Annotated in this window: 19 protein-coding genes; 7 read left to right on the top strand and 12 right to left on the bottom strand. The window is 70.8% G+C overall.

The window, feature by feature from the left end; translation table 11 throughout:
• Nucleotides 1–5: 5 nt before the first annotated feature.
• The 9 genes from G515_RS20350 to G515_RS0108680 form a co-directional block, all read right to left on the bottom strand.
• Nucleotides 6–1538, bottom strand: coding sequence for a glycoside hydrolase family 43 protein (locus G515_RS20350; protein WP_051218043.1), 1533 nt, complete (start codon nt 1536–1538; stop codon nt 6–8).
• Nucleotides 1531–4455 (bottom strand): glycosyl hydrolase, encoded by a 2925-nt coding sequence (locus G515_RS22635; RefSeq protein WP_028659844.1) that lies wholly within the window; start codon nt 4453–4455, stop codon nt 1531–1533. The genes G515_RS20350 and G515_RS22635 overlap by 8 nt, the downstream gene beginning before the upstream one ends.
• Nucleotides 4452–5750, bottom strand: coding sequence for a C-glycoside deglycosidase beta subunit domain-containing protein (locus tag G515_RS0108710; protein ID WP_028659843.1), 1299 nt, complete (start codon nt 5748–5750; stop codon nt 4452–4454). The genes G515_RS22635 and G515_RS0108710 overlap by 4 nt, the downstream gene beginning before the upstream one ends.
• Before the next feature lies 1 nt (nt 5751).
• Entirely contained in the window at nt 5752–7320 is a 1569-nt protein-coding gene (locus G515_RS0108705) for a GMC oxidoreductase (protein ID WP_028659842.1), read from the bottom strand.
• The gene (locus G515_RS20335) at nt 7317–8438 is read right to left on the bottom strand and encodes a Gfo/Idh/MocA family protein (RefSeq protein WP_036554994.1); all 1122 of its coding nucleotides are present in this window, start codon (nt 8436–8438) and stop codon (nt 7317–7319) included. Before G515_RS20335 ends, G515_RS0108705 begins: the two co-directional genes overlap by 4 nt.
• Nucleotides 8435–9283: an ATP-binding cassette domain-containing protein gene (locus G515_RS0108695; RefSeq protein WP_028659841.1), complete on the bottom strand. Its 849-nt coding sequence runs from the start codon at nt 9281–9283 to the stop codon at nt 8435–8437. The genes G515_RS20335 and G515_RS0108695 overlap by 4 nt, the downstream gene beginning before the upstream one ends.
• On the bottom strand, nt 9280–11070 hold the full coding sequence (locus tag G515_RS0108690; RefSeq protein WP_028659840.1) for a dipeptide/oligopeptide/nickel ABC transporter permease/ATP-binding protein: 1791 nt from the start codon (nt 11068–11070) through the stop codon (nt 9280–9282). The genes G515_RS0108695 and G515_RS0108690 overlap by 4 nt, the downstream gene beginning before the upstream one ends.
• Entirely contained in the window at nt 11067–12008 is a 942-nt protein-coding gene (locus G515_RS0108685; RefSeq protein ID WP_028659839.1) for an ABC transporter permease, read from the bottom strand. The genes G515_RS0108690 and G515_RS0108685 overlap by 4 nt, the downstream gene beginning before the upstream one ends.
• A 74-nt stretch (nt 12009–12082) precedes the next feature.
• Nucleotides 12083–13612, bottom strand: coding sequence for an ABC transporter substrate-binding protein (locus G515_RS0108680; RefSeq protein WP_028659838.1), 1530 nt, complete (start codon nt 13610–13612; stop codon nt 12083–12085).
• 249 nt (nt 13613–13861) lie between these two features.
• On the opposite strand from G515_RS0108680, the gene G515_RS0108675 reads away from it, so the two are divergent.
• Nucleotides 13862–15163: an ROK family protein gene (locus G515_RS0108675; RefSeq protein WP_036554991.1), complete on the top strand. Its 1302-nt coding sequence runs from the start codon at nt 13862–13864 to the stop codon at nt 15161–15163.
• On the opposite strand, the gene G515_RS0108670 is transcribed toward G515_RS0108675, so the two are convergent.
• Entirely contained in the window at nt 15160–16377 is a 1218-nt protein-coding gene (locus G515_RS0108670; protein WP_028659836.1) for an FAD-dependent oxidoreductase, read from the bottom strand. The two genes, G515_RS0108675 and G515_RS0108670, sit on opposite strands and share 4 nt — an antisense overlap.
• Before the next feature lie 136 nt (nt 16378–16513).
• On the opposite strand from G515_RS0108670, the gene G515_RS20330 reads away from it, so the two are divergent.
• A complete protein-coding gene (locus tag G515_RS20330; RefSeq protein ID WP_051218042.1) occupies nt 16514–17137 on the top strand; it encodes a TetR/AcrR family transcriptional regulator in 624 nt (207 codons plus the stop codon).
• A 187-nt stretch (nt 17138–17324) separates the two neighbouring features.
• Here G515_RS20330 and G515_RS0108660 read toward each other — a convergent pair whose 3' ends face one another.
• Nucleotides 17325–18266 carry an NADP-dependent oxidoreductase gene (locus tag G515_RS0108660; protein WP_028659835.1) on the bottom strand — a complete coding sequence of 314 codons (942 nt, stop codon included), beginning with the start codon at nt 18264–18266 and terminating at the stop codon, nt 17325–17327.
• Between the two features lie 194 nt (nt 18267–18460).
• Here G515_RS0108660 and G515_RS20325 point away from each other — a divergent pair, with 194 nt between their 5' ends.
• The 4 genes from G515_RS20325 to G515_RS0108640 all read left to right on the top strand — a co-directional run bounded on the left by G515_RS20325 (nt 18461) and on the right by G515_RS0108640 (nt 22980).
• On the top strand, nt 18461–19402 hold the full coding sequence (locus G515_RS20325; RefSeq protein WP_051218041.1) for an RNA polymerase subunit sigma-70: 942 nt from the start codon (nt 18461–18463) through the stop codon (nt 19400–19402).
• A 54-nt stretch (nt 19403–19456) separates the two neighbouring features.
• On the top strand, nt 19457–20260 hold the full coding sequence (locus G515_RS0108650) for a YybH family protein (RefSeq protein ID WP_028659834.1): 804 nt from the start codon (nt 19457–19459) through the stop codon (nt 20258–20260).
• A gap of 243 nt (nt 20261–20503) precedes the next feature.
• A complete protein-coding gene (locus tag G515_RS0108645) occupies nt 20504–21880 on the top strand; it encodes a C39 family peptidase (protein ID WP_028659833.1) in 1377 nt (458 codons plus the stop codon).
• Nucleotides 21877–22980 carry a hypothetical protein gene (locus G515_RS0108640; RefSeq protein ID WP_157571052.1) on the top strand — a complete coding sequence of 368 codons (1104 nt, stop codon included), beginning with the start codon at nt 21877–21879 and terminating at the stop codon, nt 22978–22980. The genes G515_RS0108645 and G515_RS0108640 overlap by 4 nt, the downstream gene beginning before the upstream one ends.
• A gap of 23 nt (nt 22981–23003) precedes the next feature.
• Here G515_RS0108640 and G515_RS0108635 read toward each other — a convergent pair whose 3' ends face one another.
• Nucleotides 23004–23606, bottom strand: coding sequence for a hypothetical protein (locus G515_RS0108635; RefSeq protein WP_028659831.1), 603 nt, complete (start codon nt 23604–23606; stop codon nt 23004–23006).
• 178 nt (nt 23607–23784) lie between these two features.
• Between G515_RS0108635 and G515_RS0108630 the strand changes: the two genes are divergently transcribed.
• On the top strand, nt 23785–24417 hold the full coding sequence (locus tag G515_RS0108630; protein ID WP_028659830.1) for a DUF2461 domain-containing protein: 633 nt from the start codon (nt 23785–23787) through the stop codon (nt 24415–24417).
• Nucleotide 24418 lies beyond the last annotated feature (1 nt).

Genomic DNA, 24418 nt, shown 5'->3' with positions numbered 1-24418 from the left:
CTCGCTCACCGGGTGCTGAAGGCGGCGTCGGAGGCGGACTCCGGGGCCACGACTCCCTCCACCCAGCCGTCGAAAAGCTCGGTGCCGTCGGACTCGGCTCGGTACTCGAAGGCGTCGATCGACAGCGTTCCCGACTGGCAGGCGACCCCGACCATGCGGCCGGTCATCCCTCCGGCGACCTCGGTGGAGACGTAGCGCCCGTCGATCGCACCGAGCTCGATCCGCTGGCCGTGCCGGAGGAGGGCTGCGGTGAGGGTGTCGGGGCCGCGCGAGGTGGAGAACTCGTGTCCTTCCGAGGCTCGGCTGGCCAGTTCGAGGACGTCACCGTCGGTGAGGTCGTGTTCGCCGAGGACGTGGCGTACCTCGCCGATTGCCCACACCGCACGGGCCCTTCCGCCGTCGCGTTCGACCTCGAGCGCGTGTCGCGGGTCGATCCGGACAGAGATCCCGCCGACGCCCTCTCCGCTGAGCCGCGCGCGGACCGTCATCACGAGGTGCTCCTGGCGCCGTCCGACGAAGACGGGACGCTCACCCGCCGCCAGGGTCCAGGCACCGTCCCCCGGGGACATCACCTGCTCGGGGAAGCACTCCTGCCCGACCCAGTCGGCCGGCAGGTCAGCGGAGCCGAGGGACCAGAGCGTCGGGCCGGCCGCCGCGGATGGCGGGTCGATGTGCGAGGTGATCCGCGGCCACCCGTCGGCCCACTCGACCTGGTCGGCGAAGGTCTCCCGGCCCAGGACGTGCCACTCCGGGCTGGAGCCGCGGGCGCGGACACCGTGGTAGACGATCGCCCAGGTCCCGTCGGGGCCCTGCACGAGGTCGGAGTGGCCCGTGGACTGCACCGGGTCGTCGCTGCCGCGGCGCGTCAGGATCGGATTGGCCGGGCAGCCGTCGAAGGGACCCTGAGGCGACGGGCCGCGCGCGATCGTGACGGCGTGACCGCGCTCGGTCCCACCCTCGGCGACGAGGAGGTACCACCACTCGCCGACCTGGTAGAGGTGCGGGCCCTCGGGGAACTTGCCGCCGGCGCCGGACCAGAGCCAGCGCCGTTCGGTGAGCACCTCTCCCGTCATCGGGTCGATGGCCGACTGGACGATTCCCTCACCGCCGTTCGGTCCGAAGCCGGCGTACGTCATGAGGCAGGTGCCGTCGGCGTCCCAGGCGAGGTCGGGGTCGATCCCGATCGCCGACGGGATCCGGACAGGGTCGGACCACTCGCCGGCGGGGTCCTCGGCCCAGGAGATCAGCTGGCCGCCGTTGTCGGCCCAGTTGGTCGTGATCATCCAGAACCGGCCGTCGTGGTGCCGGATCGTGGCCGCGAAGATGCCGCCCGAGGAGCCCGCCGTGGAGACGTCGAGCTGACCGGGTCGGCTGAGCGCGTGCCCGATCAGCGTCCAGGAGCTCAGGTCGGTGGAGTGGAAGATCGGAACGCCGGGTGCGTACTCGAAGCTCGAGTTCACCAGGTAGTAGTCGTTCCCGACGCGGCAGATGCTGGGATCGGGGTGGAACCCCGGGATGACGGGGTGCTGCTCACTCATCGAGTGTCCTTTCGGCGGCAGGGCCGGTGATCGGGACGTCCACGTACGGCGTGAACGTGACTGGGCCGCGCAGGCCTACCTCGACGGTCCGCGTGCTGGTGCCCCGGTGGAGGGTGACGGCGTTGCGGAGCACGGTGGCCACGACGACACGCAGCGTGTTGGCTCCCGGGTGGAGGTGCGGAGTGACGTCGACGCGTCGCCCCCCGCCGACCCAGGTGCCGGCGTCGTGGCCGTTGACCTCGATCCGGGCGCTGCCGGCAACGTGGCCGAGGTCGAGCTCGACGCCGCGATCGGCACCCAGCCACGCCTCGGGGATGGTGAAGGCACCCTCGTAGGTCCCGGTCCCGGCCGCGCCCGCCAGCTCCCCGAGGGCCCGCCAGTCGGCGAGGAGGGGTAACTCCTCGACCGTCACCGTCGTGTTCTCCCCGCTCGAGGAGATGGTGGCGACCTCGAGGCGCCAGGTGTAGGGGCCCACGGCGGCGACCGTCCGTTCCGCAGGCCGTGCAAGGACGCGCACCTCCGTACCGTCCGAGAGCCGGAGCCGCCGCGTGCCGGCACTCTCGGCACGGAGGGTGAGGCGCCCGTCGGCACGGTGGAGACGGTGCGGCTCGTCGTTGAGGACGTGGAGCGGCGCACTCTCCGGCGTGCGCGAGAGATCCAGGGTGAGGACGGCGCAGGCGCGGGCGGGAACGACGATGGGGACACTGGTGCGCCGCCCCTCCGAGCGGTACTGCGCGCACTCCGTGAGGGTTCCGGACCACAGGTCGACCACCGACGGGACGCCGGATCCCTCGATGCTGACCCGGGCCGATGCGGGCTGGTCGGCGGGGTTGTAGAGCAGCACCACGCGGCGGTCGCCCACGTCGCGGACCTGGGCCAGCAGGTGGTCTCCACGGGTCGCGACTCGGGGAGTTAGCCCGAGATCAGCCAGAGCGTCCGCGGCGTCGCCCGGCGTGGCGACCTGCGCGACATGTGGGAGTCCGAGGAGCTCGGAGAGGAGGTCTCCGAGGTCCAGGTGAGCGTCCTCCCGCGACGCATTCACCGCAGGGAGGTCACCCACGAGAACGACCCTGAGTCCCGCGCGCGCCGCACCCACCAGTCGCGCCAGGGCCCGGACGGAGACCACGCGGTCGGCGACGATCACCGCGCGATAGCCCGCAGCGCCCGGCAGCAACGTCCCTGCCTCGTCGTACTCGACCTGCTCGAGAAGGGCAGGATCGACGAACTGGACGACGTGGCCGTCCTCCTCGAGACGCTGGGCATCGAAGAGGTGGCGCGGGCTCATGCCCTCGGTGTCGGGGGTGGCGAAGCCGCGGGCGGCGGAGGTGAGGAAGCCGTCGCGGTAGACAGCGACGTCCGCGCGGGCGATGCCGGTCTCGAGGAGTTGCGTTCCGCGGGCCCAGTAGTCGGTCAGCGCCGACCAGGACGACCACTGCGGGAAATGCAGGTCGTTCCAGCTCTCGCTGGTGAAGTCCCCGAAGCGCTGCTGACCCGGCCACTCCGCGTGGGGCGGCTGGTAGGCGAAGCCGTGCACGTAGGGACGCGAGACACCGACCGACCACGCCTTGTCCATCAGCTCGCGGTAGTCCTCGAGGTCGAGCTCGTAGGTCTTGAGGAACTGGGCGCCGAGCTCGGTGGAGACGCGAGTGTGTCCAGCCTGGTGGACGCCGCTGACCAGGCAGCGCTGGTGGTCCAGCGCGAACCGCCAGGTCGGGTGGGTGCTGCGCACCGGTGCCCGGTCGCCGGAGTTGAGCGACTCGGTCTCGACGTGGCCACCGGCCTCGGCGAGGCTTCGGGCGCTGCGCATCGGCTCGAGGTTCTGCCCGTAGGAGACCTGCGCCTTGAAGGTCCGGCAGTGCTTCTCCGTCCACTCCTGGTACGCCGTCAGGTGCTCATCGACGTAGAGGTCGGTCAGGGTGCGGTAGTAGTCGCGGCGGACCGCCTCCGCCGAGCCGGAGGTCGGGCCGTCGGCGAGGGTGAAGTCGGGGGCCGGCTCGGTGTCGGGGACCCAGTAGTTCGACATCCCGTGGACGTAGAGCAGTGGGAGCAGCGGCGCGAGGTCGTAGCCGCGCCGGGCCGTGAACTCCTCCAACAGGCGCGGCGTCCAGAAGACCGAGACGGCGTTGAGCTCGAGGGAGTCCTCGAAGAAGTCTCCCTCCGAGGTGTCGACCAGACCGGTCGCCTCCGGCCCGAGCTGGTGCTCGTCGAGGTACGTCGTCACGGCGCGTGCCGCCGCGGCGTCGAACGGATTGGCGTTGTGCTCGCGATTCTCCCGGGACCAACTGGCGATGAGGACCCAGTGGCCCGCGTCGGTCGGCGTCCACGCGACATGCTCCTCGGTGGCATCGCCGACCACCACGAGGGAGCCGGGATCGAGGACGGTCGAGGCGACCGTCGGCCGGACCGGTGACCCCCACCGCGGCCGCTCGGCGGTCGGAGTGAGTGCCGGTCGCGAACCGTCCTCCAGCACCCGGACGGCCACGACGTTGACCAGTCGGCGCGGCTGGTCGAACTCGTCGGCGTCGAATGGTGCCGGCGCCGGCCCGGACCATCCGTCCCCCTCGGGGAGATCGAGTCGGCCGTACTGCAGCTCCTGGGCGGCGTACCCCGTGCCCTCGCCGGAGTTGGGCGTGCGGACGGGCCACGAGGCACCCATGGTCATCGAGACGACGACGCCCAGCGCCTCGGCCTCGGCGAGGACCGCGGTGAGCGTCGCTCGTTGCCCGGGGGTCCCCCAGGCATCGGGTGAGAAGGCGATCTCGACCTCGCCGAAGCCGACCTTCGCGATGGCGCGAACCTCGCGCACCGCCTCCTCGGAGGAGAGGGGGGCGGCCCACCACCACCGGATTCCGGGCCGGTGGTGGCGGGAGGGTCGCCGCAGCTGCTCGGCGAACGGGTCGAGCGGGGACGCGCTCATGACGTGGCGGCACCGACCACGCGTCGCAGGAGGGCGTGCTGGCGGCGGACCTGGTCGGCTCCGCGGTACGGGTCGCGGACGCCTTCGTACTCGCTCGAGAGCCAGCCCGACCAGCCGGCCTCGCGCAGCGTGGTGAGGATCGGCTCCCACGGGATGTGCAGGTCGTACAGGTCGTCGTCGATGTCGAAGAACTTCGCCTGGATGAAGTGGACGTGCGGCAGCACCTCGCGCAGGTCCTCCATCGGGACGTTGAGCGGACGGAGGTGCTCGGGGATGTCACCACCGTCGCTGACCTCGATGTCCTCGGCGTTCTCCAGCACGGGTGCGGTCTGGAAGATGCCGGTGTCGATGAGCAGCTTGAAGTGCTCGCTGCCGGTCTCCTCGATCAGGTCGATGTAGCCCTGGGTGACCGGGTTCTTGATCGGCGTGGGTGCGTGGATCTCGGGACAGATCACGACGTCGAGCTCCGCGGCGAGGTCGAGCGAGCGGAGTACGGCGTCACGCCAGACCGGGTGCGGGTCGAGCTGCCAGGAGGTGACACCGAACTTGGGGCGCACCGAGGTGAAGCCGAGCTGGTGGGCCAGGCGCAGGTCCAGCTGGAGCTGCTCGGCCGCCTCCTCGGCGGTGAGCGCGCGGTCGTGCCAACGGGTGGTGTCGACCCAGGAGCCGAAGTTGGTGGGCGTCAGCCCGAAGCGCTGGACGAGGCCGTGCCAGTGGTCGATCCACGCGGCGTCGGGCGCTGGGTAGCCCGGCACGTTGCCCTCGCCGAGGATCTCGATGCCGGTGGCACCGAGGTCGGCAACGTCGGCGAGCACATCTTCGAGCGTCATCAGGGTGTTGATGTCCTGGGCATAGCTGTAGGTGGAAACGCACCACTTCAGGGGGCCCTCCGGAGCGGGCGGCACGATGACCGTCTGGCGCTCGGCAGGGAAGGTGGAGCGCTCGATCATCGGCGGGAAGTAGGAGCGGCGGATGAAGACCGTCACCTCGATCCGGTGCACACCGGTGCTCAGCCCGCCGGGCTTGGGCACGGTGATCCGGGCGAGCTCGTCCAGGCTCCAGCGCACGTCGCTGGCACGGAGCTCGTCGCGGGTGAAGGTCCGGCCCTGCAGGGTCCACAGCGGGACGTGGCTCTCGATCTTCTCGCCGTCGACGATCACCTCGACCCCGTCGACGAGACTGGCCCAGCCGCCGCGGTAGTTCGGGTTGCGCAGGTCGAACTGGAAGCCCGTCACCTGGCCGCCCTCGACGACGTTGCTGAAGCCGCGTCCCTGGATGACGTTCCGTTCGAGCATGTCAGTTCCTTTCCTCGCCGGAGCGAGCGGTGAGTCGGCTGGCGATGTCGCGGGCTCCGCCGACGGCGAGGGCGACAGCCAGGAGGGTGGGGTTGCAGGCGATCGAGGTCGGGATGACCCCGTTGCCCGCGACGAAGAGGCCGGGGGCCGCCCAGACCTCGGAGGTCGGTCCGCACACGGAGGTTCCGTCGTCGACGGCGCCCATCCGGACACTGCCCTGGTAGTGCAGGGAGGCACCGGGCGGGAAGGTCAGCGGCGCGGAGTCGTCGAGCGGCTCACCCAGGGCCGCCGCAGCACGCAGGATGGAAGCACGGGAGGCCTCGAGCGAGCGGTGGTCGGCCTCGCTGAGCGTGTAGTGGATCCGCATCTTCGGCATCCCGTAGGGGTCGACCGCGTCGTCGTCGAACTCGACCCGGTCGGACTCCTGGAGGTCCTTGGCGCAGAACCAGCCCAGTCCGACGATCGTGCCCCGGCCGGGCTCATCGCCGGCGAGCGGGACCGGCGAGGCGTCGAGCTGCATCACTTGGCCGTGGAACGGCTCATCGTCGGTGAACGGGACCCAGTTGACCCCGCTCTGCTTGGTGATCTCGGCCGCCTCGGGGATGTCGTCGGCGACCTCGTCGGGCTCGACATCGCGCAGGCGAACGGCGTAGACGGTCTGGGGCTGATCGTTGAGGTATCGGCCGAGGGCGCGGGGGCGGACGTTTGAGGCCCAGAGCAGTTGCGGGGTACGGAGACTGTCACCGGCGACCACGACAAAGCGGGCGGCGACCTCGTGCTCCTCGCCGGTCTGCAGGTCGCGGACTCGGACGCCGCGCGCCGCGCCGGTCCCGGCGTCGGTCAGCACCCGCGCGACGAGGGACTCATCGAAGAGTTCGAAGTTCGGATTGGCCCGGGTGGAATCTCCGAAGACGGCGTCGGAACCGGACCAGGTCAGGCTGCCGTCGTCGTGGCGGACCACGGCCAAGGGCATCGAGGCGACGCGTCTGTCCTCGGCACGACCGTCGTCGACGGCGTCGGCGAGCCGCTTGCGGACCTCGGCCGAGAAGGGGGCGTCGTCGAAGGCGTGGGCGTCGACGCTGAGCAGACGCTCGGCCTCGTCGAGCAGCTCGTCGAGATCGTCGAGAAATGCGACCCGCTCCTGACCGCCGGGGCGGGGGCAGGCGCCGGTCCAGTGCGCGCCCATCCCTCCGACGTTGCTCGACATCGCCGCAGCGGGCAGGCCGTCCTCTCCCTCCTGGCGGTAACCGTCGGGCAGGAGGAACGTGCCGGGCCGGACGAGGCGTGGTGCCGCGTCGGCGTAGCCGTCCATGGTGTCGACCGGGCCGCCGGTGCTGATCTGACCGCTGGCGGCGGGGCCCTCGGAGCGGCGCTGCGCGACGGCGCGCTCGGCGAGGTCGCTGATGTTCTTGACGTGCATCCCCGGCGTCGCGGTCAGCTGCGGCCCGACCTCGAAGGTCGCGATCGTCGCCTCCGGGCTGAGCTCGCTGAGGATGCGGGCATAGGCGGCGCCGGTGGGGCCGCTGCCGACGATGGCGACGTCGACGGAGTAGGGGTAGTTCCTGGTCATGCGATGAGTTCCTGTTCGGGGGTGTGGAGTTCGTCGATGTCGACCCAGGTGCCGGTGGCGGCGGACTCGATCACCGCGGCGGTGATCCGAGCCGCGCGCAGTCCGTCGGCGAAGGTCGGGAGGCCGTCGGGTTTGCCACCACGCAGCGCGGCGTAGGTGTCGCGGACGAAGGCGTCGAAGCAGTCCTGGTAGCCCTGCGGGTGGCCGGCGGGCAGGACGTCGTACGACGCAGCGCCGGCGGCGGGTCTGGCGCCGCGGAGGAGCTGCTGGTTGACGTCGCGGCCGCCGACCCAGAGCGAGTCGGGGTTCTCCTGGTCGAAGGAGAGGCTCTCCCGGGCGGCGTCGACGGAGAACCAGAGCCGGTTCTTCCGTCCGGGGCTGATCTGGCTGACGGTGAGGGTGCCGGTCGCGCCCCGGTCGGTCTCGAGCAGGAGTACGGCGGCGTCCTCGGTTGTGACCGGCCGGCCAGCGCGCTCCGGCATCGCGATCAGGGTGCGTGCGGTGACGCGGGTGATCCGATGACCGGTGACGAACTCCAGCAGGTCGCACCAGTGCACGCCGATGTCGGCGAAGGCCCGGGAGGCGCCGCCGTGCTCGGCGGAGACCCGCCAGTTGTCGTCGTCAGTCTGGGCGAGCCAGTCCTGCAGGTAGGAGCCGTGCAGCAGCCGAACCTCACCGGAGGCGCCCGAGGCGAGCCGGGCACGGGCCTCGCGCACCATCGGGTAGAAGCGGTAGACGAACGGGACGGTGGCGACCAGCCCCGCGGCGTCTGCCCGTCGGGTGAGGTCGTCGGCCTCGTCGGCGGTGACGGCGAGCGGCTTCTCGCAGATGACGTGCTTGCCGGCGTCGAGGATGGCGCGGACGAACTCGGCGTGGGTGGCGTTGGGCGTGCAGACGTGGACGACATCGATCTCGGGATCGGCGAGCAGAGTCGCGAGGTCGTCGGTGAACCGGTCGAGGCCGAGTCGCTCGCCCGCTTCGCGGCTCCGCTCGGGGGTGGAGCCGACGACGCGGCGCAGCTCGGCACCGGAGCGACGGATCGCGCGGGCGTGGACCTCCCCCATGAAGCCGGTGCCGATGATCCCCGCGACGGTGCGCCGCGAGCGGGCTTCGGTCATCGGGCACCACCAGCGCCGGAAGAGGCGGCCTCGAGGCGCCGGGCCCGACGGGTCGCCTGGGCATCGGGGTCGGGGACGGGCGAGGCGAGCAGGAGCTTCTGCGTGTACGGGTGTTCCGGCGTCGAAGTGACGGTGTCGCCGTCGCCGAGCTCGACGATCTCGCCGCGGTACATCACCGCGACCCGGTGTGCGATGTGGCGGACGACGGCGAGATCGTGGCTGACGAAGAGATAGGCGACGCCGGTGCGCTCCTGGATCTCGACGAAGAGGTCGAGGACGCGGGCCTGGGTGGAGAGGTCGAGCGCGCTCACGGGCTCGTCGCAGACGATTAGCTTCGGCTCGCGGCACAGGGCGCGGGCGATGGCGACACGCTGACGCTGACCGCCCGAGAACTCACGCGGCAGGCGCTGGGCGGCATCCGTGGGCAGGTGGACGGCGTCAAGGAGATCCTTGACGCGCTGACGCGCCTCTCCCTTGGCAACGCCACCGACGGCGAGCGGCTCGGCGAGGATGTCCCCGACCGTCATCGCCGGGTTCAGCGAGGTGTAGGGGTCCTGGAAGACGACCTGGATGTCGCTGCTCAGCGCGCGGCGCTCGCGCTTGCCGAGACCGGAGATGGCGCGGCCCTCGAAGCGGATCTCACCTTCGGTGACGGGGGCGAGGCCGAGCACGGCGCGGCCGAGGGTGCTCTTGCCGGAGCCGGACTCGCCGACGAGGCCGAGGGTCTCCCCCCGGCGTACGTCGAGGGCGATCCCGTGCAGGACACGGACGGGTGAGCGGCGGAATCCTCGAACGTCGTACTCGACGACGAGGTCATCGACCTCGAGGAGCGGGGTCTCAGTCATCGGGTTGCTCCGATCACGGGCAGGGGCTTGCGGGCTGGCGCACCTTCGACGGAGCTTTCGAGCAGCATCCGGGTGTAGGCGTCCTGGGGGTCGGAGAAGAGGTCGTCGGCACTCGCCACCTCGACGATCCGGCCATCGCGCATCACCGCGACGGTGTCGCAGATGTCGGCGACGACGCCGAAGTTGTGGGTGACCAGCAGGACGGCCATCTCGCGCTCGGCCTGGAGTTCGCGGATCAGGTCGAGCACCTCGGCCTGGACGGTGACGTCGAGGGCGGTGGTGGGCTCGTCGGCGATCAGCAGCTCGGGATTGCAGGAGACGGCGCCGGCGATGAGGACGCGTTGAGCCATACCGCCCGAGATCTGGTGCGGGTAGGCGTCGAAGACACGCTCGGGGTCACGGATGCCGACCCGCTCGAGGAGCCGGAGGGCCTCTGCCCTGGCGTCCTTGCGGGAGAGCCCGAGGTGGTGGCGCATCGGGTCGACGAGTTGTGAGCCGACCCGGAACGACGGGTCGAGGTTCGACATCGGCTCCTGCGGGATGTAGCCGATCCGGCGGCCGCGGAGCCGGTTCATGGCCGCGCCGCTGAGAGTGGTGAGGTCCTCGCCATGGAACTGGATCCGGTCCGCGCTCATCGAGGCGGCGCCGGGTAGCAGGCCGAGCACGGAGAAAGCGGTCTGCGACTTGCCGGAGCCCGACTCCCCCACCAGGCCCAGCACCTCACCCCTGCGGATGGCCAGGGAGACGCCGTGGACGACCTCGCGGTCACCGGCCGCTCCTGGGTAGGAGACGACGAGGCTGTCGATCTGGAGGGCGACGTCGTCCGCGACGTCCGGCGACGTGGACACGGTCACCGAGCCCGTGTCGGACAACTCCTTCCGCCGGCGGCGTCGCCGGGCGGCGGGGGCGCCTCCGAGCGCGTCGCGCAGCGCGTTGCCCAGTAGGGCGCACGCGGTGACGGTGAGGATGATCGCCAGAGCGGGCCAGACGAGCAGGCGGGGCGCGGTGTAGATGGCCTGGAAGGCGTCGTTGAGCATGCCGCCCCAGCTGGCCTGGTTGGCCGAGCCGAGTCCGAGGAACTCCAGGCCGGCCTGGACGACGATGGCGATGCCGAAGATCTGGGACATCTGGATCACCGTCGGGGCGACCACGACGGGGAGGATGTGGCGGCGGATCAGGCGGGGGTCGGTCAGTCCCGAGACCCGGGCCGCGTCGACGAAGAGCTCCTCTCGCACGGCGATCACCGAGGCTCTGACCAGACGGAAGACGCCCGGCGCGATGACGAAGCCGAACACGAACATTGCCAGTGCGGTGTTGCGACCCACCTGCGTGAGGACGACGAGCAGGATGATGATCGCCGGCTGAGCCATGAGGAGGCTGGCGATCCAGGTGGAGATGCCATCGAAACGACCGCGGAAGTAACCGGCGATCAGGCCGGCGGGCAGACCGACGACGAGGGAGACGATCACGACGATCAGTGCGCCGACGAGGCTGGTGCGGGCGCCGTAGATGAGCTGCGCCCAGACGTCGCGCCCGACCCCGTCGGTCCCGAGGGGGTGTCCCGGACCCCGCGGAGCCAGGGCGTCGAGGATGTCGGAGGCGGTGGGGCTCTGCGACGTCAGCAGGGGCGCGAGGACGGCGGCGGCGACCACCACCACGAGCCACACCAGGGCGACGACGGCCGTGGGGATCCGGACGAGGCGCTTGACCAGGCCGGCTCGCCTGACCTCCGGGTCGATGGCGTGGCCGAGCGTGGCCGCCGTGGTCGGGTCGGTGGGGAGGCTCATGCGATGCGCACCTTGGGGTTGAGCCAGCCGAGCAGGAGATCGGCGAGCAGGTTCACGAGGACGACGAGGGTGACGACGAGGAGGACCACGCCGAGGATCAGCGGGACGTCGCCCTGGCTGGCCGCGGAGGTGGCGAGCTGGCCGATGCCGTTGAGCCCGAAGACCTTCTCGATCACGACGGCACCGCTGATCAGCGCGATGAACTGGAGGGAGAGAACCGTCAGGGAGGCTGGGGCGGCGTTGCGCAGCGCGTGCTTGAGCAGGATGCTGCGGGTCGGTAGGCCGCGGCTGCGCAGGGTCCGCACGTAGTCCTGGCCGAGCACCTCGATCATCGAACCCCGTGTCTGGGTGGAGACGGTGGCCACGGCACCGACGGTGAGCGCGACGGCCGGGAGGGTGATCGACGTGAGCCATCCGACGGGGTCGACGCTGAACGGCGTGTAGCCGATCGCCGGGAGGATGCCGAGTTGGACGGCGAAGACCACTGAGAGCAGCAGCCCGACGAGGAAGCTCGGGATCGCGAAGCCGACGATGGAGAGCACCTGGACCGCGTTGTCGAGCCAGCCGCCCCGGACGGCGGAGACCACGCCGAGCACGACGCTGATCACCGCGGTCAAGACGATCGCGCTCACCACGAGGGACAAGGTGATGGGCAGCGCTGCCCAGACCAGGGTGGTCACTGGCTCGTTGGTGAACCAGGACGTGCTGAGGTCGCCGTGCAGGACGCCACCGAGCCAGTCGAGGTACCGCTGGAGGACCGACTGGTCGAGGCCGAGCTCGGCCTGCTTCGCTGCGACCTCGTCGAGGGTCGCGGTGGGGCCGAGGATCCGGCGGGCCGGATCCGATCCGGTCATGGCCGTCAGGAAGAACGTGACCGTCGCGGTGACGAAGACGAGGGCGACGCCTGACGCGATGCGGCGAAGCAGGAAGGTGAACACGGAAACTCCGAAGGTTCGGTCTGGAGTGCCCCCTGCGTCCGCGGCCTCAGTGGGCCGCGGACGCGGGGACGTGATCAGCTGGCCGGCTGGTAGGCCGACAGCGGCGGGACGCTGACTCCCGGCACCGGCGTGACGTCGATGCCATCGGCAGTGATGGCGGCGCTCTCGACGGCGTCCCACGGGGCGAACCATGCCTGGTCGACGACGTACTTGTTGACCTCCTGAAGCGCGTCGTCCTGGGCGTCGCCGGTGGCGGCGTACGCCGCGTCGATCAGCTTGGCAAGTTCCGGGTCGCTGTTCTTGAACGGGTTGAACGGCGACTGGTCGGTCATGGTGAGGCCGATCAGCTCGTACGGCGAAGAGGTGGTGAGCGTGAAGTAGTTCAGCGGCCACTGCCCGCCCATGATGCTGCCGACGACCTGGTCACCCGTGGTCGGCTTGTACTCCACAGTGATGTTGATCGACTTGAGCAGCTCGGTCATCGCAGCCTGCTCGTCGGGATAGACCGGGGAGAAGTCCGGCAGGGTGATCGAGAACCCGTCGGCGTACCCCGCCTCCGCCATCAGCTGCTTGGCCTTGTCCAGGTCGTACGGATAGGCGTCGTCGAGGGCCTCGTCATAGCCGAGGGAACCCTCCGGGAAGACCTGGGAGGTGACCGTGCCCAGGCCGCCCTTGACGGACTCGAGGATCGCGTCGCGATTGGTGGCGTAGTTGATCGCCTGACGGACGCGGACGTCCTTGAGCGCCGGGGCGAGCTTGCCGTCGCGGTCCCACAGGTACATACCGTCGAGGCCCCCGCCGAAGAACGTCTCCACGTTGAGGTCCGCCTGCTCCGCTGCGGCGACCAGGTCACTGGTCTGCGTCGCGGTGGCGTCGATCTGGCCTGAGCGCAGACCGTTGACGGTCGCACTCATGTCCTCGAGGAAGCGGATCGTGAGCGTGTCGTAGGGGAAGGCCTCCTTGTCCCAGTAGTCCTCGTTACGGGTGTACACGTAGACGCTGCCGGCGGTGCTCTGCTTGCTGTCGAGCACGTAGGGCCCGGAACCGACGGGCTGGGTGGCCAGGTCGGCGGAGTCGAGGGCCTGGGGGCTGGCCATGTAGCCGGAACTGCGCGCCAGGGCCGCGGTCAGACCCGGGTCGGGGCGGTTGAGCTTGAGCGAGACATGGGTCGGGTCGACCACCTTGACACTCTGGACAGCGCCGAGGGCCGAGCCCGCCTCGCCCTTGGCGGCCTTGGCCTTCTCCAGGTTCGCCTTGACAGCCGCGGCGTCGAAGGCGGCGCCGTCGGTGAAGGTGACGCCCTCGCGCAGGGTCAGGTCCAGACTCATTCCGTTGTCGCCGACGGCCCACTCGGTGGCGAGGTCGGCCTGCGGCTGGCCATCGGTGCCGACGCTGAGGAGCCGGTCGTAGACCGCCTGGTAGTACGGATCCTCGGGGCCGCTCGAGGCCATCGCCCCGATGGCGAACGAGGACGGCGGCGTGATCGCGGCCAGGGTGAACGAGTCGGTGGAGCCCCCGCTGGCGGCGCCACCGGACGAGCCTCCGCAGGCCGCCGTGCCAGCAACCAGGGCCGCGACGACCGCCGCGCCAATCAACCTTCGCATGTGTGTCTCCGGGGAACTCAGGCGGCCGCGGCCGCGAGCAGAGTGGATGGAACCGGGGAGTGAGCAGGTGGCCCCGATCACCGTTCGCCCAACTTATGTTCGCTTGGAACCTATGTCAACGGTCACATCATGCAGGCCAACGATGCACCCCATCCACCGCGTGAATGGCCTCCATCGGACGCGGGCCAACCTCATGGCGCCCAAGAAATCCTTCTCTTTTGCCCCATAGGAACATTAAACTCTGCCGCTGTGACGACCACGGCTGTCTCCTCAGCTCCCTCGCCCCAGGACGCCTTCATCTACGGGAGGTTGATCAACCTCGTCCGGACCGGGCAGGCCGTGACCCGGCCCGAGCTCGAGCGCGAGACAGGACTGGGCCGCAAGGTGATCGCGCAACGGGTGCGCCAGGCGATGGAGGTGGGCCTCCTCGAGAACGGCGAGATGGCCCCCTCCCAAGGTGGTCGTCCGTCACGGACGCTGACACTGCGCAACGAAGCCGGTCACGCCTACTCCGCCGTCATCGGCGCCACCGAGATGTCGGCCGCGGTCACCACGTTGGACGGCACATTGGTCGACTTCGCCCACCAGGACTGGGAGTCCGCCGACCGCGCGGACGAGACCCTGGAACGACTCGACGCCATGTTCTCTCGACTCGCACAGCGGACGCGGACGCGACCCTGGGCCTTCGGGATCGGCGTCGCAGGACCGGTCGATTTCTCCGCCGGAGCCCTGGTGGCGCCGCCGATCATGCCGGGCTGGAACGGGTTCAACGTCCGCTCCTGGTTCCGGGAGCGGTACGACGCCCCGGTCTGGGTCGACAACGACGTCAACGTGATGGCGCTCGGCGAGTGGCACAGGGGCACGCCCTCGGACGGCAGGGACCTGCTCTACATCCTGGTCGACCTCGGCATCGGTGCCGGCCTGGTCTCCGGCGGCTCGGTCTTCCGCGGCCACCACGGGGCCGCCGGCGACATCGGGCACATCCAGGTGACCGACGACCCGGCCGTGCTCTGCCGGTGCGGCCGGACGGGGTGCCTGGAGGCGGTCAGCGGAGGATGGGGACTGGTGCAGCGCCTCCTACCGGAGGCGTCGGCGAGTCCCGCCCTGTCAGCCGTGCTCAAGCAGGGCCGAAGCCTGACCCCGCAGGACGTCGGCCTCGCCGCCGCGGCCGGCGACCCACTGGCCTCATCCGCCGTCGAGGAGAGCCTGGACGCCGTGGCTCGGACCGTGGCCACCCTGGTGAGCTTCGCCAACCCGGGCACGGTGGTGCTCGGCGGCGGTGCCCTGCGAATCGGGCCCGAGATCGTCGACCGGTTCGCCCGCACCCTCGTCGAACGGACCAGCGACCTGGCCGGGAGCGATCTCGTCGTCCGCAGCGCCTCCCTTGACTTCCGCGAGGGCGTCATCGGCGCCGCGCTGCTGGCGATCGAGCAGCTCTTCAACCCCGCGGCCGTCGGGCTGTGGATCGAGGAGGGGACGCCGGTCGGTCGCGCCGCGATGCTGCACCGCGCCGCGATCGCCTCAACCACGCGCCCTCCGCGGACCGCCTAGATCTGGGCCTCGATCAGTGCGAGCTGTTTCATGATCTCTCCCGGGCTCGCGTCGCCGACGACCTTCTGCAGGAACGGCGTGCGGTCCATCACGAAGTCACGCAGCGGCCGTAACAGGGCAGGCGTGTGGTGGAAGATCTTGCCGTTCAGGTAGGCGAGCTTCACCTGCTGGGCCGTATGCGGCTTGCGCGGCTCCTCGTACCCCCGGAGGGCCGCGGCGACCGCGGCGCCATCGGCGAGGTCGACGCCGCGCAAAGCGCGGCCGACGAAGAAGCCGTCCTCGATCGCCATGCCCGCGCCATAGGCGGCGTACGGCGACGTGGGGTGCGCAGCGTCGCCGACGAGGGTGACGCGGCCCTGTGACCACTGCGACAGCGCGGGCCGGTCGCGCAGCACCCACCGCTGCACGTGCGCCGGGTCCGTCCCCGCGATGAGACCGGGCAGGGGGGCAGGGAACTCGGCGCCGAGCCGGGTGGCAGCGGCAGGAAGGTCCTCCGGGGCCGGCGCGTCAGGGTCGACCGCCTCGAGCACCCACCACTGGTACCCGTCGCGCCCCTTCGAGCGGATCGCTGTCCAGCTGCCCTGCACCGTGCGGGAGTGGGTGAGCACCGCCTGTCCGGGGACGGCGCCGGTGGGCGAGTCGAAGGTGTAGCCACCGAAGATGTGCAGCCGGTGATCCCGCTTCGGAGCATCGCCCCAGAGGGTCCGGCGCACCAGCGAGTCGATGCCGTCGGCACCGATCAGGACGTCGTACTGCTCCTGGCTGGCGTCGTCGAAGTGGAGCGTGACGCCTGCGGCATCCTGGGTGAACGTCTCGACGTTGCGGCCGAACTGCATGACGCCGGGTGGGACCGCCGCGAGCATCCGCTCGTAGAGGTCGGGGCGGATCAGCCCGATGAAGCTGCCGTGGTACTCGGCCTGCACCTCGGGCGAGAGCTTCACGTCGGCGCGCACCTTCCCCCGCAGGTTCCGGAACTGCACGTGGCACGGTGCGCCGAGGTCGTCGGTGTCGACACCCATCGCCCGAAGCGCCTTCAGCGGCGGCGGCCACAGGTTGAGGATGTTGCCGGCGGGCCGAGCCTCGCGATAACGCTCGAAGACCCGGACGTGGTGCCCGGCCTGCGCCGCCGAGAGCGCCGCCGCCATGCCGGCCGGCCCCGAGCCGATCACTGCCACGCGCCCCACGCCCGGTGGCGTCGCTTCCTGGTGATTCATGGTGGATCCTAACGATAACTAGCATTACTATTTGCACAGTTTGTGGCGCCGGTCACCGGTTGTCAAGGAAGGAGTCCGAGGTGGGTCCCAGGTGGGTCCGAGGTGGGACGCAGCACCGATCAGGGAGACTGAAGCCATGGAGTTGACCGTCCGCCCCGCCCAGCAGCAGCGGAGCCGCGAGGCGTGGGCGCGCGTCCTCGACGCGGGTGTCGCCGTGCTCTCCGAGGGCGGCAGCGAGGGATTCACCATCGCGGCTGTCTGCCATCGCGCCGGAGTGACCCCGCCGACGATCTACCGCAGGGCCCCGAACAAGGACGCACTGTTCCTGGCGGTCTACCAACACGGCATCGAGAAGATCCGCTCTACCGAGGAGTCCCTCGACTCAGTTCAAGGATCCGATGCCGCGTCGGTCGACGAGGTCGTATGCGCCGCTGTCGATGTGGTGGCGCGAATCTTTATCGCGCACCAAGGCTTCCTTCACGCCGTGATCGTCATCTCCGCGACCAATGCGACGGTGCGGGAACACGGCGTCGAGGCGAGCAACACACTGGCGGACCTGTTCAACCGTCTGACTGACTCGGTGACACCTGAATCCCACACCGCCCTCCGAGCGGCTGTGTTCCAGATGTGCTTCGGCGCACTCGTCCTGCGCACAGGTTTCGGGGCCGACTTTGCCTCTCCCTTGCCTGTTGACGAAGAAGAGTTCATCGAGGGCTTGAAGGCCGTGGCGTTGTCGGCGTGGACTCGCGCAAGCATCTAGGTGTGCTGGGCACACACGTTGGTCGAGATCGGGTGTGAGGACACAGTCCGACGCGAAGATTCACTCCAAGGGTTTGGTCCTCGCGTCAGACCCCGGCTCGCCCCACCGGCGCCGGGGGCTCGCGCGCAGTCCGGCGCGCGAGCCCTGCCCAGACGGCCGGACCCACCAGCCTCCGGGTGAGGCGCCCTCAGGCGAAGTCGAGCACCAACCGCCCGCGCACACCGCCGGCCGCCAGCCGCTCGTGCGCCTGGCTCGCGTCCTTCGCCGGTACGACGTCCGCGACCCGCAGTTCCAGCACGCCCGCCTCGGCGAGCTCGCGCAACTCCTCCAGCCAGTCGCTGCGCTCGGCGACCTCGGCCACCAGCACCGGGTAGAAGCGCAGCTGGCGGCTGCCGTCGCCCTTCCAGAACCGCACCGTCGCCACGCCGCCGTCGTCCTTCACCGCGCCGAGCACCTTCTCGCCCTGGACGGCGCCGTCGACCAGGCCGTCGACCCCGTCGGGGAAGAGGTCGCGGATCCGGTCCGCGACGTCGTCGCCTCGTGGCACCACGTGGTCCGCACCGAAGGAGCGCACCAGCTCCACGTCCTTCTCGGCGGCGTCCGCCACGACGGTGAGGCCGGCGCGCTTGGCCAGCGGAATGACGTAGCCACCCAGAGCACCGGCGGCGCCGGTCACCGCGACCACCTCACCGGGGGCGAGTGCCAGCTTGTCCAACGCGAGCTGCGCGGTCAGCCCGTTCATCGGCAGCGTCGCGGCCTCGGCGTGCGAGACATCCCGGGGCGCACGGACGACGGAGCCGACCGGAAGCACGATGTCCTCGCGGTAGGCGCCGTGCTGGCCGGTGGGTACGACGACCCCCATCACGGCGTCCCCGACGGCCAGGTCGGTCTGCGTCTCGGGACCGACCTCGAGCAGCTCACCGGCGATGTCCATCCCGGGTACGTCGGCGACCTCACGCGGCACACCCGACCTGTTGCGGGCCCCGTTGACGACGTAGGTGTCGGTCGGGTTCACCGCGGCCGCCCTCACCCGGACGCGGACCTGGCCCGGCCCGAGCGGCTCGGTGGGCAGGTCGATCTCGTGCAGGGCCTGCGGCCCGCTGTACTCACTCACTCCGATTGCGCGCATGGTTCGTGTATACCGCCCGGCTGCAACGGGCGGCTCCATGGGTCGGATCGCGGAACCTCAACCGGATCGGTCGTCCGCATGCCCTCTGCGGGGACGTCGTTGGCCGCCTCGCAGCCGAGGATCACGTCGAAGCGGCGAGGTGGGTGAACGGCGTCCACACCCACCCGAGCAGGTCATGTGGTTGTCTGACGTGGGTGACGACGGTCGACTTCGCCACCGCGGCCGAGCAGTATCGCGCCGCGCTCGAGGTGCACTGCTACCGCATGCTCGGGTCGGTCCACGACGCCGAGGACGCGGTGCAGGAGACGCTGCTCCGCGCCTGGGCGGCGGCCGACCGGCTCGAGCCGGACAGCAACGTCCGCGCCTGGCTCTACCGGATCGCGACCAACCGTTGCCTGACCCTGATCGAACGGCGGCGGCGGCGCGAACTCCCGGTCGACCTTTCGCCCGGCGCCACCGGCGACCAGGTCGCGTGGCTGGAGCCGCACCCGGCCGGCAACGGTGCGGGACCCGTCGGACCCGAGGCGACCTACGACGCCACCGATTCGATGACGCTCGCCTTCGTCGCTCTGCTGCAGCACCTGCCCGGGCGGCAGCGAGCGGCCCTGATCCTTCGTGACGTGCTCGGCTTCAACGCGGCCGAAGCCGCCGAGGTCCTGACGGTGAGCGTGCCTGCGCTGAACTCCGCGCTCCAGCGGGCACGCGCCAAAGTGGCCGGTCGACTGCCACCGCCCGAAGGGCCCGACGACGAGGTGGCGCGGGTCGCGGCGCTGTACGCCCGAGCCTGGGAACAGGGCGATGTCGACGCGATCCTCGCGCTGCTCGACGCGGACGCGGAGTACTCGATGCCACCTCTGCCGCAGTGGTTCCGCGGCCACGACGCGATCCGCGGGTTCCTGCTCGACGGCCCGCTCGGCCCGCCCGGCCTGCGGTGGCGCTTCATCGGCGTTCGCGCCAACGAGCAGACGGCGTTCGGCACCTATGCCCGGGCCGACGAGCGCGGGGCGTACGGCGCGGTGGCGCTCGACGTCATCCGCGTCCGCGGCGGCCTGGTCACCGAGGTCGTGTCGTTCCTGACCCCCGAGGTGTTCGGTCGATTCGGGCTGCCTGCCGAGATCGCTGCTTCAGAACGATGATTCCGGGCTCCGTGGCGGGTTGTAAGGGAGACAGGACCACGAGAGGAGCCGACCATGAGCAACGACGAGCAGATCCGAGAACTGGTACGACGCTGGGCGGAGGCGGTGCACGCCGGCGACATGGACACCGTGCTGGCCGACCACGCCGACGACATCGTCATGTTCGACGTCCCGCCGCCGTACGACGGCGTCCGCGGGATCGAGGCCTACCGGGCTACCTGGCCGGGTTTCTTCCAGTGGCAGGCCTCGGGCGCACGGTTCGAGATCGTCGAGCTCGACGTCACCGCCGGCGAGGACGTCGCGTTCGCCCACGCCCTGCTGCTCTGCGGGACGCCGGAGCAACTGACCGACACACCCGAGGTGCGCCTGCGGCTCACCCTCGGTCTGCGCCGCGAGGACGGCCGCTGGGTCGTCGCCCACGAGCACCATTCCTTCGCCGATCCGACCAGCACGAACTCCGACCAGGACGTCCGCCTGGTCCACGACGCCTTCGGTGAGGGAACCCGGGCTGCGGACCTCGACGCGCTCATGGCTCACATCGCCGAGGAGGTCGTGTCCTACGAGCAGGTCCCGCCGATGGAGTACGTCGGCGTCGACGCCGTTCGAGCGGTGTGTGCCACCGGCCTCGAGGCCGCTCCGCACGGCGTCGATCTGGACACCCCCGACCTGACGGTGCGCATGGGAGGTGACCTCGCGGTCAGCTGGGGCATCGACCGGGTGCGGATCAGCCAGGAGGACGGCTCGGTCAAGGAGGTGTACAACCGGGGCACGCGGGTCTTCGCCCGTCGCGATGGACGGTGGCTGGTGGTCCACCAACACCTCTCACTGCCGCTCGAGTCACTGCCGCCCGAGGACTGAGCGGGTGACATCGGCGGAACCCACGTGATGCGGGCTGCCGAGTCGCCGACCGTTCGCCCGCCAACTCGTCGGCGCGACGAAGCACTCTTCGGCACCGCCCTGCCGGGCCCTCAGATCGCCGCTGCGCGCCGATGGGAGCCTGCCTGATCGCGACTGTGACACGCGTGATGGTTGTGGCAGTTGCGATTCAGGTTGTAGTTGTTCAGGCTGGGACGAGCCATTCCCTGGTCGAGAGGACCCACCATGCCGTCGGACCCGACGTCTCCCGAGAAGGCCGACGCCACCCCCGACCCCGGCGCCGGCCGCAACCCGCACCCCAGCACGGATGAGCCCAGCGCCGCCGAGCCCACCATCGATGAGCCCAATGCCGCCGAGTCCAACGCCGCCGAGCCCAGCACCGACGGCCACCGACGGTGGTGGCGCCGCCCGCGCACCCTGACCGTGGCCGCCCTGGCCGTGATCCTGGCCGCCGCACCGTTCGTGCCCCGCGGGGACGACGAGGAGGCCGGCCGGATCGCGCCGGCCGCGCAGCCGGCGCTCGCCTCGACCGTCGGCCCGGGCAAGGTCACTGCGGAGATGCAGGCCGAGATCGACGCGGTCCTCGCCGAAGGCCAGCAGGCACGGGTCAGCGGCCGCTCGCTCCCCGGGCAGCTCGCGACCAACCTGGTGCGTTGTGCGCTCTTCGAGGGGCAGCGCTACTGCCTCGGTAACGGCTGGACCACCTCCACCGAGGCGGAGGTGCAGGCCCGGATGGCCGCCGCCGCGCGGGTCGCCGCCCGTTCCGGGTCGCGTCGCGAGCGCACCGGCGACCTCGACGCGGCGGCGCTGCTGCGCCGGCAGGCCCGACTCAACCCGGCGCAGCGCGCCCGCAAGGAACGCGCAGAGCTGACCCAGGCCGCCCGTTCGGTCGCCAAGGTCTGGCTGCTCCGTCACGAACTGCAGGGCACGCCCCTGCCCGAGGACTTCCTGGATCTCCATCCGGAGGCCCGGGCCGACACCGGCGGAGCCGGCGGCACCGCCGCCCGCGCAGGCGCCCCCAACACGCCCGCGACCTACCCCCGCGCCGCGAAGATCCTGGACAAGCGCCAGGTGGCCGAGCAGGTCCAGAGCTACTGGTGCGGTCCGGCGACGACGGCGATGATCCAGTGGGGCTGGTACGGCAAGCCGCGCAGCCAGGCCAAGATGGCCAGCGTGCTGGGCACCACCAGCGCCGGCACCGCGATCACCGACATCGTGCGCGTGGTCAACCGGCGCAGCGGCTGGGATCGCCCGACGTACGCCGGCAAGTACGTCGCGCTCGACATCTCCGACTGGTCCTTCAACCAGTGGTGGAACCTCATCCAGCGGCACGTCGCCGACTACAAGGCCCCGGTGGTGCTGCACCCGGTGCTGCTCAAGCGGTTCTATCCCTATCTCGACGATGACGCCTCCGGTCACTTCCAGGTCGGCCGCGGCTACCACAACACCAAGAACGGACTGCGCTTCCTCGGCTACTTCGAGCCGTGGAACCAGCAGCGCTTCGACCGTTCGGAGCCGTTCATCGCCCGGGTGCAGTGGCGCCGCGCGTACCGCAGCTACCGGGCCAACCAGGCGCACTTCCAGCACAACATCGGGGTGTGATGCGGGCTCGACTCCACGGCGTCCGGTCGGCCTGGCTCCTCGCGCCGCTGCTCGCCCTGGCGCTCAGCGGCTGCCAGGGGGAGGACACGCCCGGCGACGGCCCCTCACCGGAGACTCCGGCCGCGAGCGCCACCGCGTCCGGCGGTACGGCGTCCGAACCGGGGGTACCTCAGCCGGGCAGGGACCTGCTCGACTGGAGCCCGGTGCCCGGCTCGGACGGGGCCACCGTGACCAGCAATGGCGAGTGGACCCTCGCCGTACCGGACGGCGGGCGCAGCTACACCCTCTCCCAGGGCAGCGAGGCGACCACCGTGCGCCTCGCCGGCCGTCGGGTCACCGACGCCCTGCTGGGCGAGACCTGGGCGGTGATCGCCTCCCAGGACAACGCGGAGGAGCGGCCCCAGCGGGCCGTCGCCATCGAGCTCGCCACCGGCCGACGCACCGTCATCGACGGCGGCTCGCCGATCCCCACCACGGTGGGCGGCACCTGGGCGCTCGACGGCGACCGGGTCGCCTACGCCACGCTCGCGGGCCGCGACTACTGCCTCGCCTACCGCGACCTCGCCGCCGACACCTCGCGGAAGGGGCCGTGCGTGGGCGCCAGGGAGGGGTTCAACAACGTCCACCTGGGCGCGGCCGGCGACACCCTGCTCCGCTTCGGCCTGGGCGGTGGCCGTTCCTGCCGCACCATCGCCTCGGTGGAGGGCACCTCACTCACGCCGTTCCCCTCGGTGGCGACGTGCTCGGGGGCCGAGGGTGTCCTGCTCGCCGGCGGGTCGGTCTGGTCGGTCGTCCCGCGGGAACAGCGCTTCGAGGAGGTCCGGGTACGGGCGCGCGCGGGAGACGCGCAGTACGACCTGGGCCCGGGCTCCAACGGCACCCTGGTCGCGTGCGGCGGCGCGGCGTACTTCTCGCGTGACGCCCAGACCGGCGACGGCACGGCCACCCTGCTCCGCTGGGACGGCGAGCACCTCGACGTGGTCTACGAGTCGAAGCCGGGACAGGCGGTCCTGTCAGAACCGCGCTGCGGCGGCGACCAGCTCACCGTCACCTCCCTCGCCGAGGGTGGCGACGAACAGGTCACCGCCCCACTGTCCTGAGCCGCATGTCCACGCCGGCCGGGTCAGGGTCGGAACACAGGGGTAGGGCGCACGGTGTCCTTGTACGTGAGCGTGTACTCGCCGCGGAGATCCTTGGTCCGCACCGTGACAGCCTGCACCGGGGTGTGGTCGATGAGCGCCCGACGCAGGCAGGGCCGCGGCACCTTGAACCAGAACCGGTCGATGTCGGTGCGCATCCGGGTCTTGATCCCCTGACACCCGACGAGCCCGGCGTCGTTGAAGACCAGCTTCCGGACGTGAGTCCTCAGCGGAGTGACGCGCACGGTCTTCAGGTAGCCGAGCCGGAGCACGTAGGTGGTCTGGTCTCCCGGGCGGCCCAACGTTGCCTTCCGTACCTTGAAGCTTGCCGTGAGGTACCGCTCGGGGCCGGTCCGCTTGGCCCGGATCCGGACCCTCGTCACGTCGCTGGGTGACCGCTTCACCACCTCGGCGGGGGTCCCACGGTCATCGGTGAGGACGACGTCACCCGCGGGATCCGTCCTGGTGACATCGACGTCGCCGGTGTTGGGGATCGGCGCTCCGGCGGCACCGGCCGGGGCCAGTCCGAGGGCGAGGCCGAGCGCTGTGGTTGCGGCACCGAGCGTGATCGACGGGCGTTTCACCATCTTCTTCTCCCTTCCCTGTCTCGTCCGACCACCCGTCCGTCCGACGGCCGTCGGCACCCGCCACGGTAACCCCGGCCACGCCGATGGGCGGCCCGATTTTCGCGCCCGACGTCGGCAGAGGAGCAGCGGGCCCCGGGTCACGGCGGCACCTTCCTCGGCCCCTGCCTACCCTGGCCGGGTGAGCTTCACCGGATTCCCCGTCGCCGCACTCGACTTCTACGACGACCTCGAAGTGGACAACACCAAGGCGTTCTGGGCGGCCCACAAGCACGTCTACGAGGAGAGCGTCCGGGCGCCGATGGTCGAGCTCACCGACGCGCTGGCCGCCGAGTTCGGCACCGCCAAGGTGTTCCGGCCCTACCGCGACGTCCGCTTCGCCAAGGACAAGACGCCGTACAAGACCCATCAGGGCGCGTTCGTGCGGGTCGCCGAGGCGACCGGCTACTACGTCGACGTCTCGCCCCGCGGCGTCCGCCTCGGAGGCGGTTTCTACCACGCTCCCCCGGCCCGGCTGGCGGCGTACCGGGCCGCGGCGGCGCACGACACCTACGGCGCCGAGCTCGAGCGGCTGCTCGACCGGCTACGCCGCGCTGGCTTCGATATCGGTGGCGACCGGCTGAAGACCAAGCCACGCGGGTACGACGCGGACCACCCCCGTCTCGATCTGCTCCGGCACCGCTCCCTCACGGCGGGGCGCGACCTGGGCTTCGAGCCGGTGATCCACACCGCCGAACTCGTCGAGGTCGTCCGCGCGGACTGGCGTCGGCTCACGCCGCTGGTGGACTGGGCGGCCCGTCACCTGCAGGCCTGAG

It is taken from the genome of Nocardioides insulae DSM 17944 (assembly GCF_000422825.1).
In the GTDB taxonomy this organism is placed as follows: Bacteria; Actinomycetota; Actinomycetes; order Propionibacteriales; family Nocardioidaceae; genus Nocardioides; species Nocardioides insulae.
This window is presented reverse-complemented; position numbering and strand designations above follow the sequence as displayed.

Bases quoted from the DNA above. Each gene is read 5' to 3' on its own strand.
- G515_RS0108660 (WP_028659835.1), bottom strand. From the start codon at position 18,266: ATGCGCGCAATCGGAGTGAGTGAGTACAGCGGGCCGCAGGCCCTGCAC.
- G515_RS22635 (WP_028659844.1), bottom strand. From the start codon at position 4,455: ATGAGCGCGTCCCCGCTCGACCCGTTCGCCGAGCAGCTGCGGCGACCC.
- G515_RS20330 (WP_051218042.1), top strand. From the start codon at position 16,514: ATGGAGTTGACCGTCCGCCCCGCCCAGCAGCAGCGGAGCCGCGAGGCG.
- G515_RS0108690 (WP_028659840.1), bottom strand. From the start codon at position 11,070: ATGAGCCTCCCCACCGACCCGACCACGGCGGCCACGCTCGGCCACGCC.
- G515_RS0108645 (WP_028659833.1), top strand. From the start codon at position 20,504: ATGCCGTCGGACCCGACGTCTCCCGAGAAGGCCGACGCCACCCCCGAC.
- G515_RS0108635 (WP_028659831.1), bottom strand. From the start codon at position 23,606: ATGGTGAAACGCCCGTCGATCACGCTCGGTGCCGCAACCACAGCGCTC.
- G515_RS0108695 (WP_028659841.1), bottom strand. From the start codon at position 9,283: ATGACTGAGACCCCGCTCCTCGAGGTCGATGACCTCGTCGTCGAGTAC.
- G515_RS0108710 (WP_028659843.1), bottom strand. From the start codon at position 5,750: ATGCTCGAACGGAACGTCATCCAGGGACGCGGCTTCAGCAACGTCGTC.
- G515_RS0108670 (WP_028659836.1), bottom strand. From the start codon at position 16,377: ATGAATCACCAGGAAGCGACGCCACCGGGCGTGGGGCGCGTGGCAGTG.
- G515_RS0108650 (WP_028659834.1), top strand. From the start codon at position 19,457: ATGAGCAACGACGAGCAGATCCGAGAACTGGTACGACGCTGGGCGGAG.
- G515_RS20350 (WP_051218043.1), bottom strand. From the start codon at position 1,538: ATGAGTGAGCAGCACCCCGTCATCCCGGGGTTCCACCCCGATCCCAGC.
- G515_RS20335 (WP_036554994.1), bottom strand. From the start codon at position 8,438: ATGACCGAAGCCCGCTCGCGGCGCACCGTCGCGGGGATCATCGGCACC.
- G515_RS0108705 (WP_028659842.1), bottom strand. From the start codon at position 7,320: ATGACCAGGAACTACCCCTACTCCGTCGACGTCGCCATCGTCGGCAGC.
- G515_RS0108680 (WP_028659838.1), bottom strand. From the start codon at position 13,612: ATGCGAAGGTTGATTGGCGCGGCGGTCGTCGCGGCCCTGGTTGCTGGC.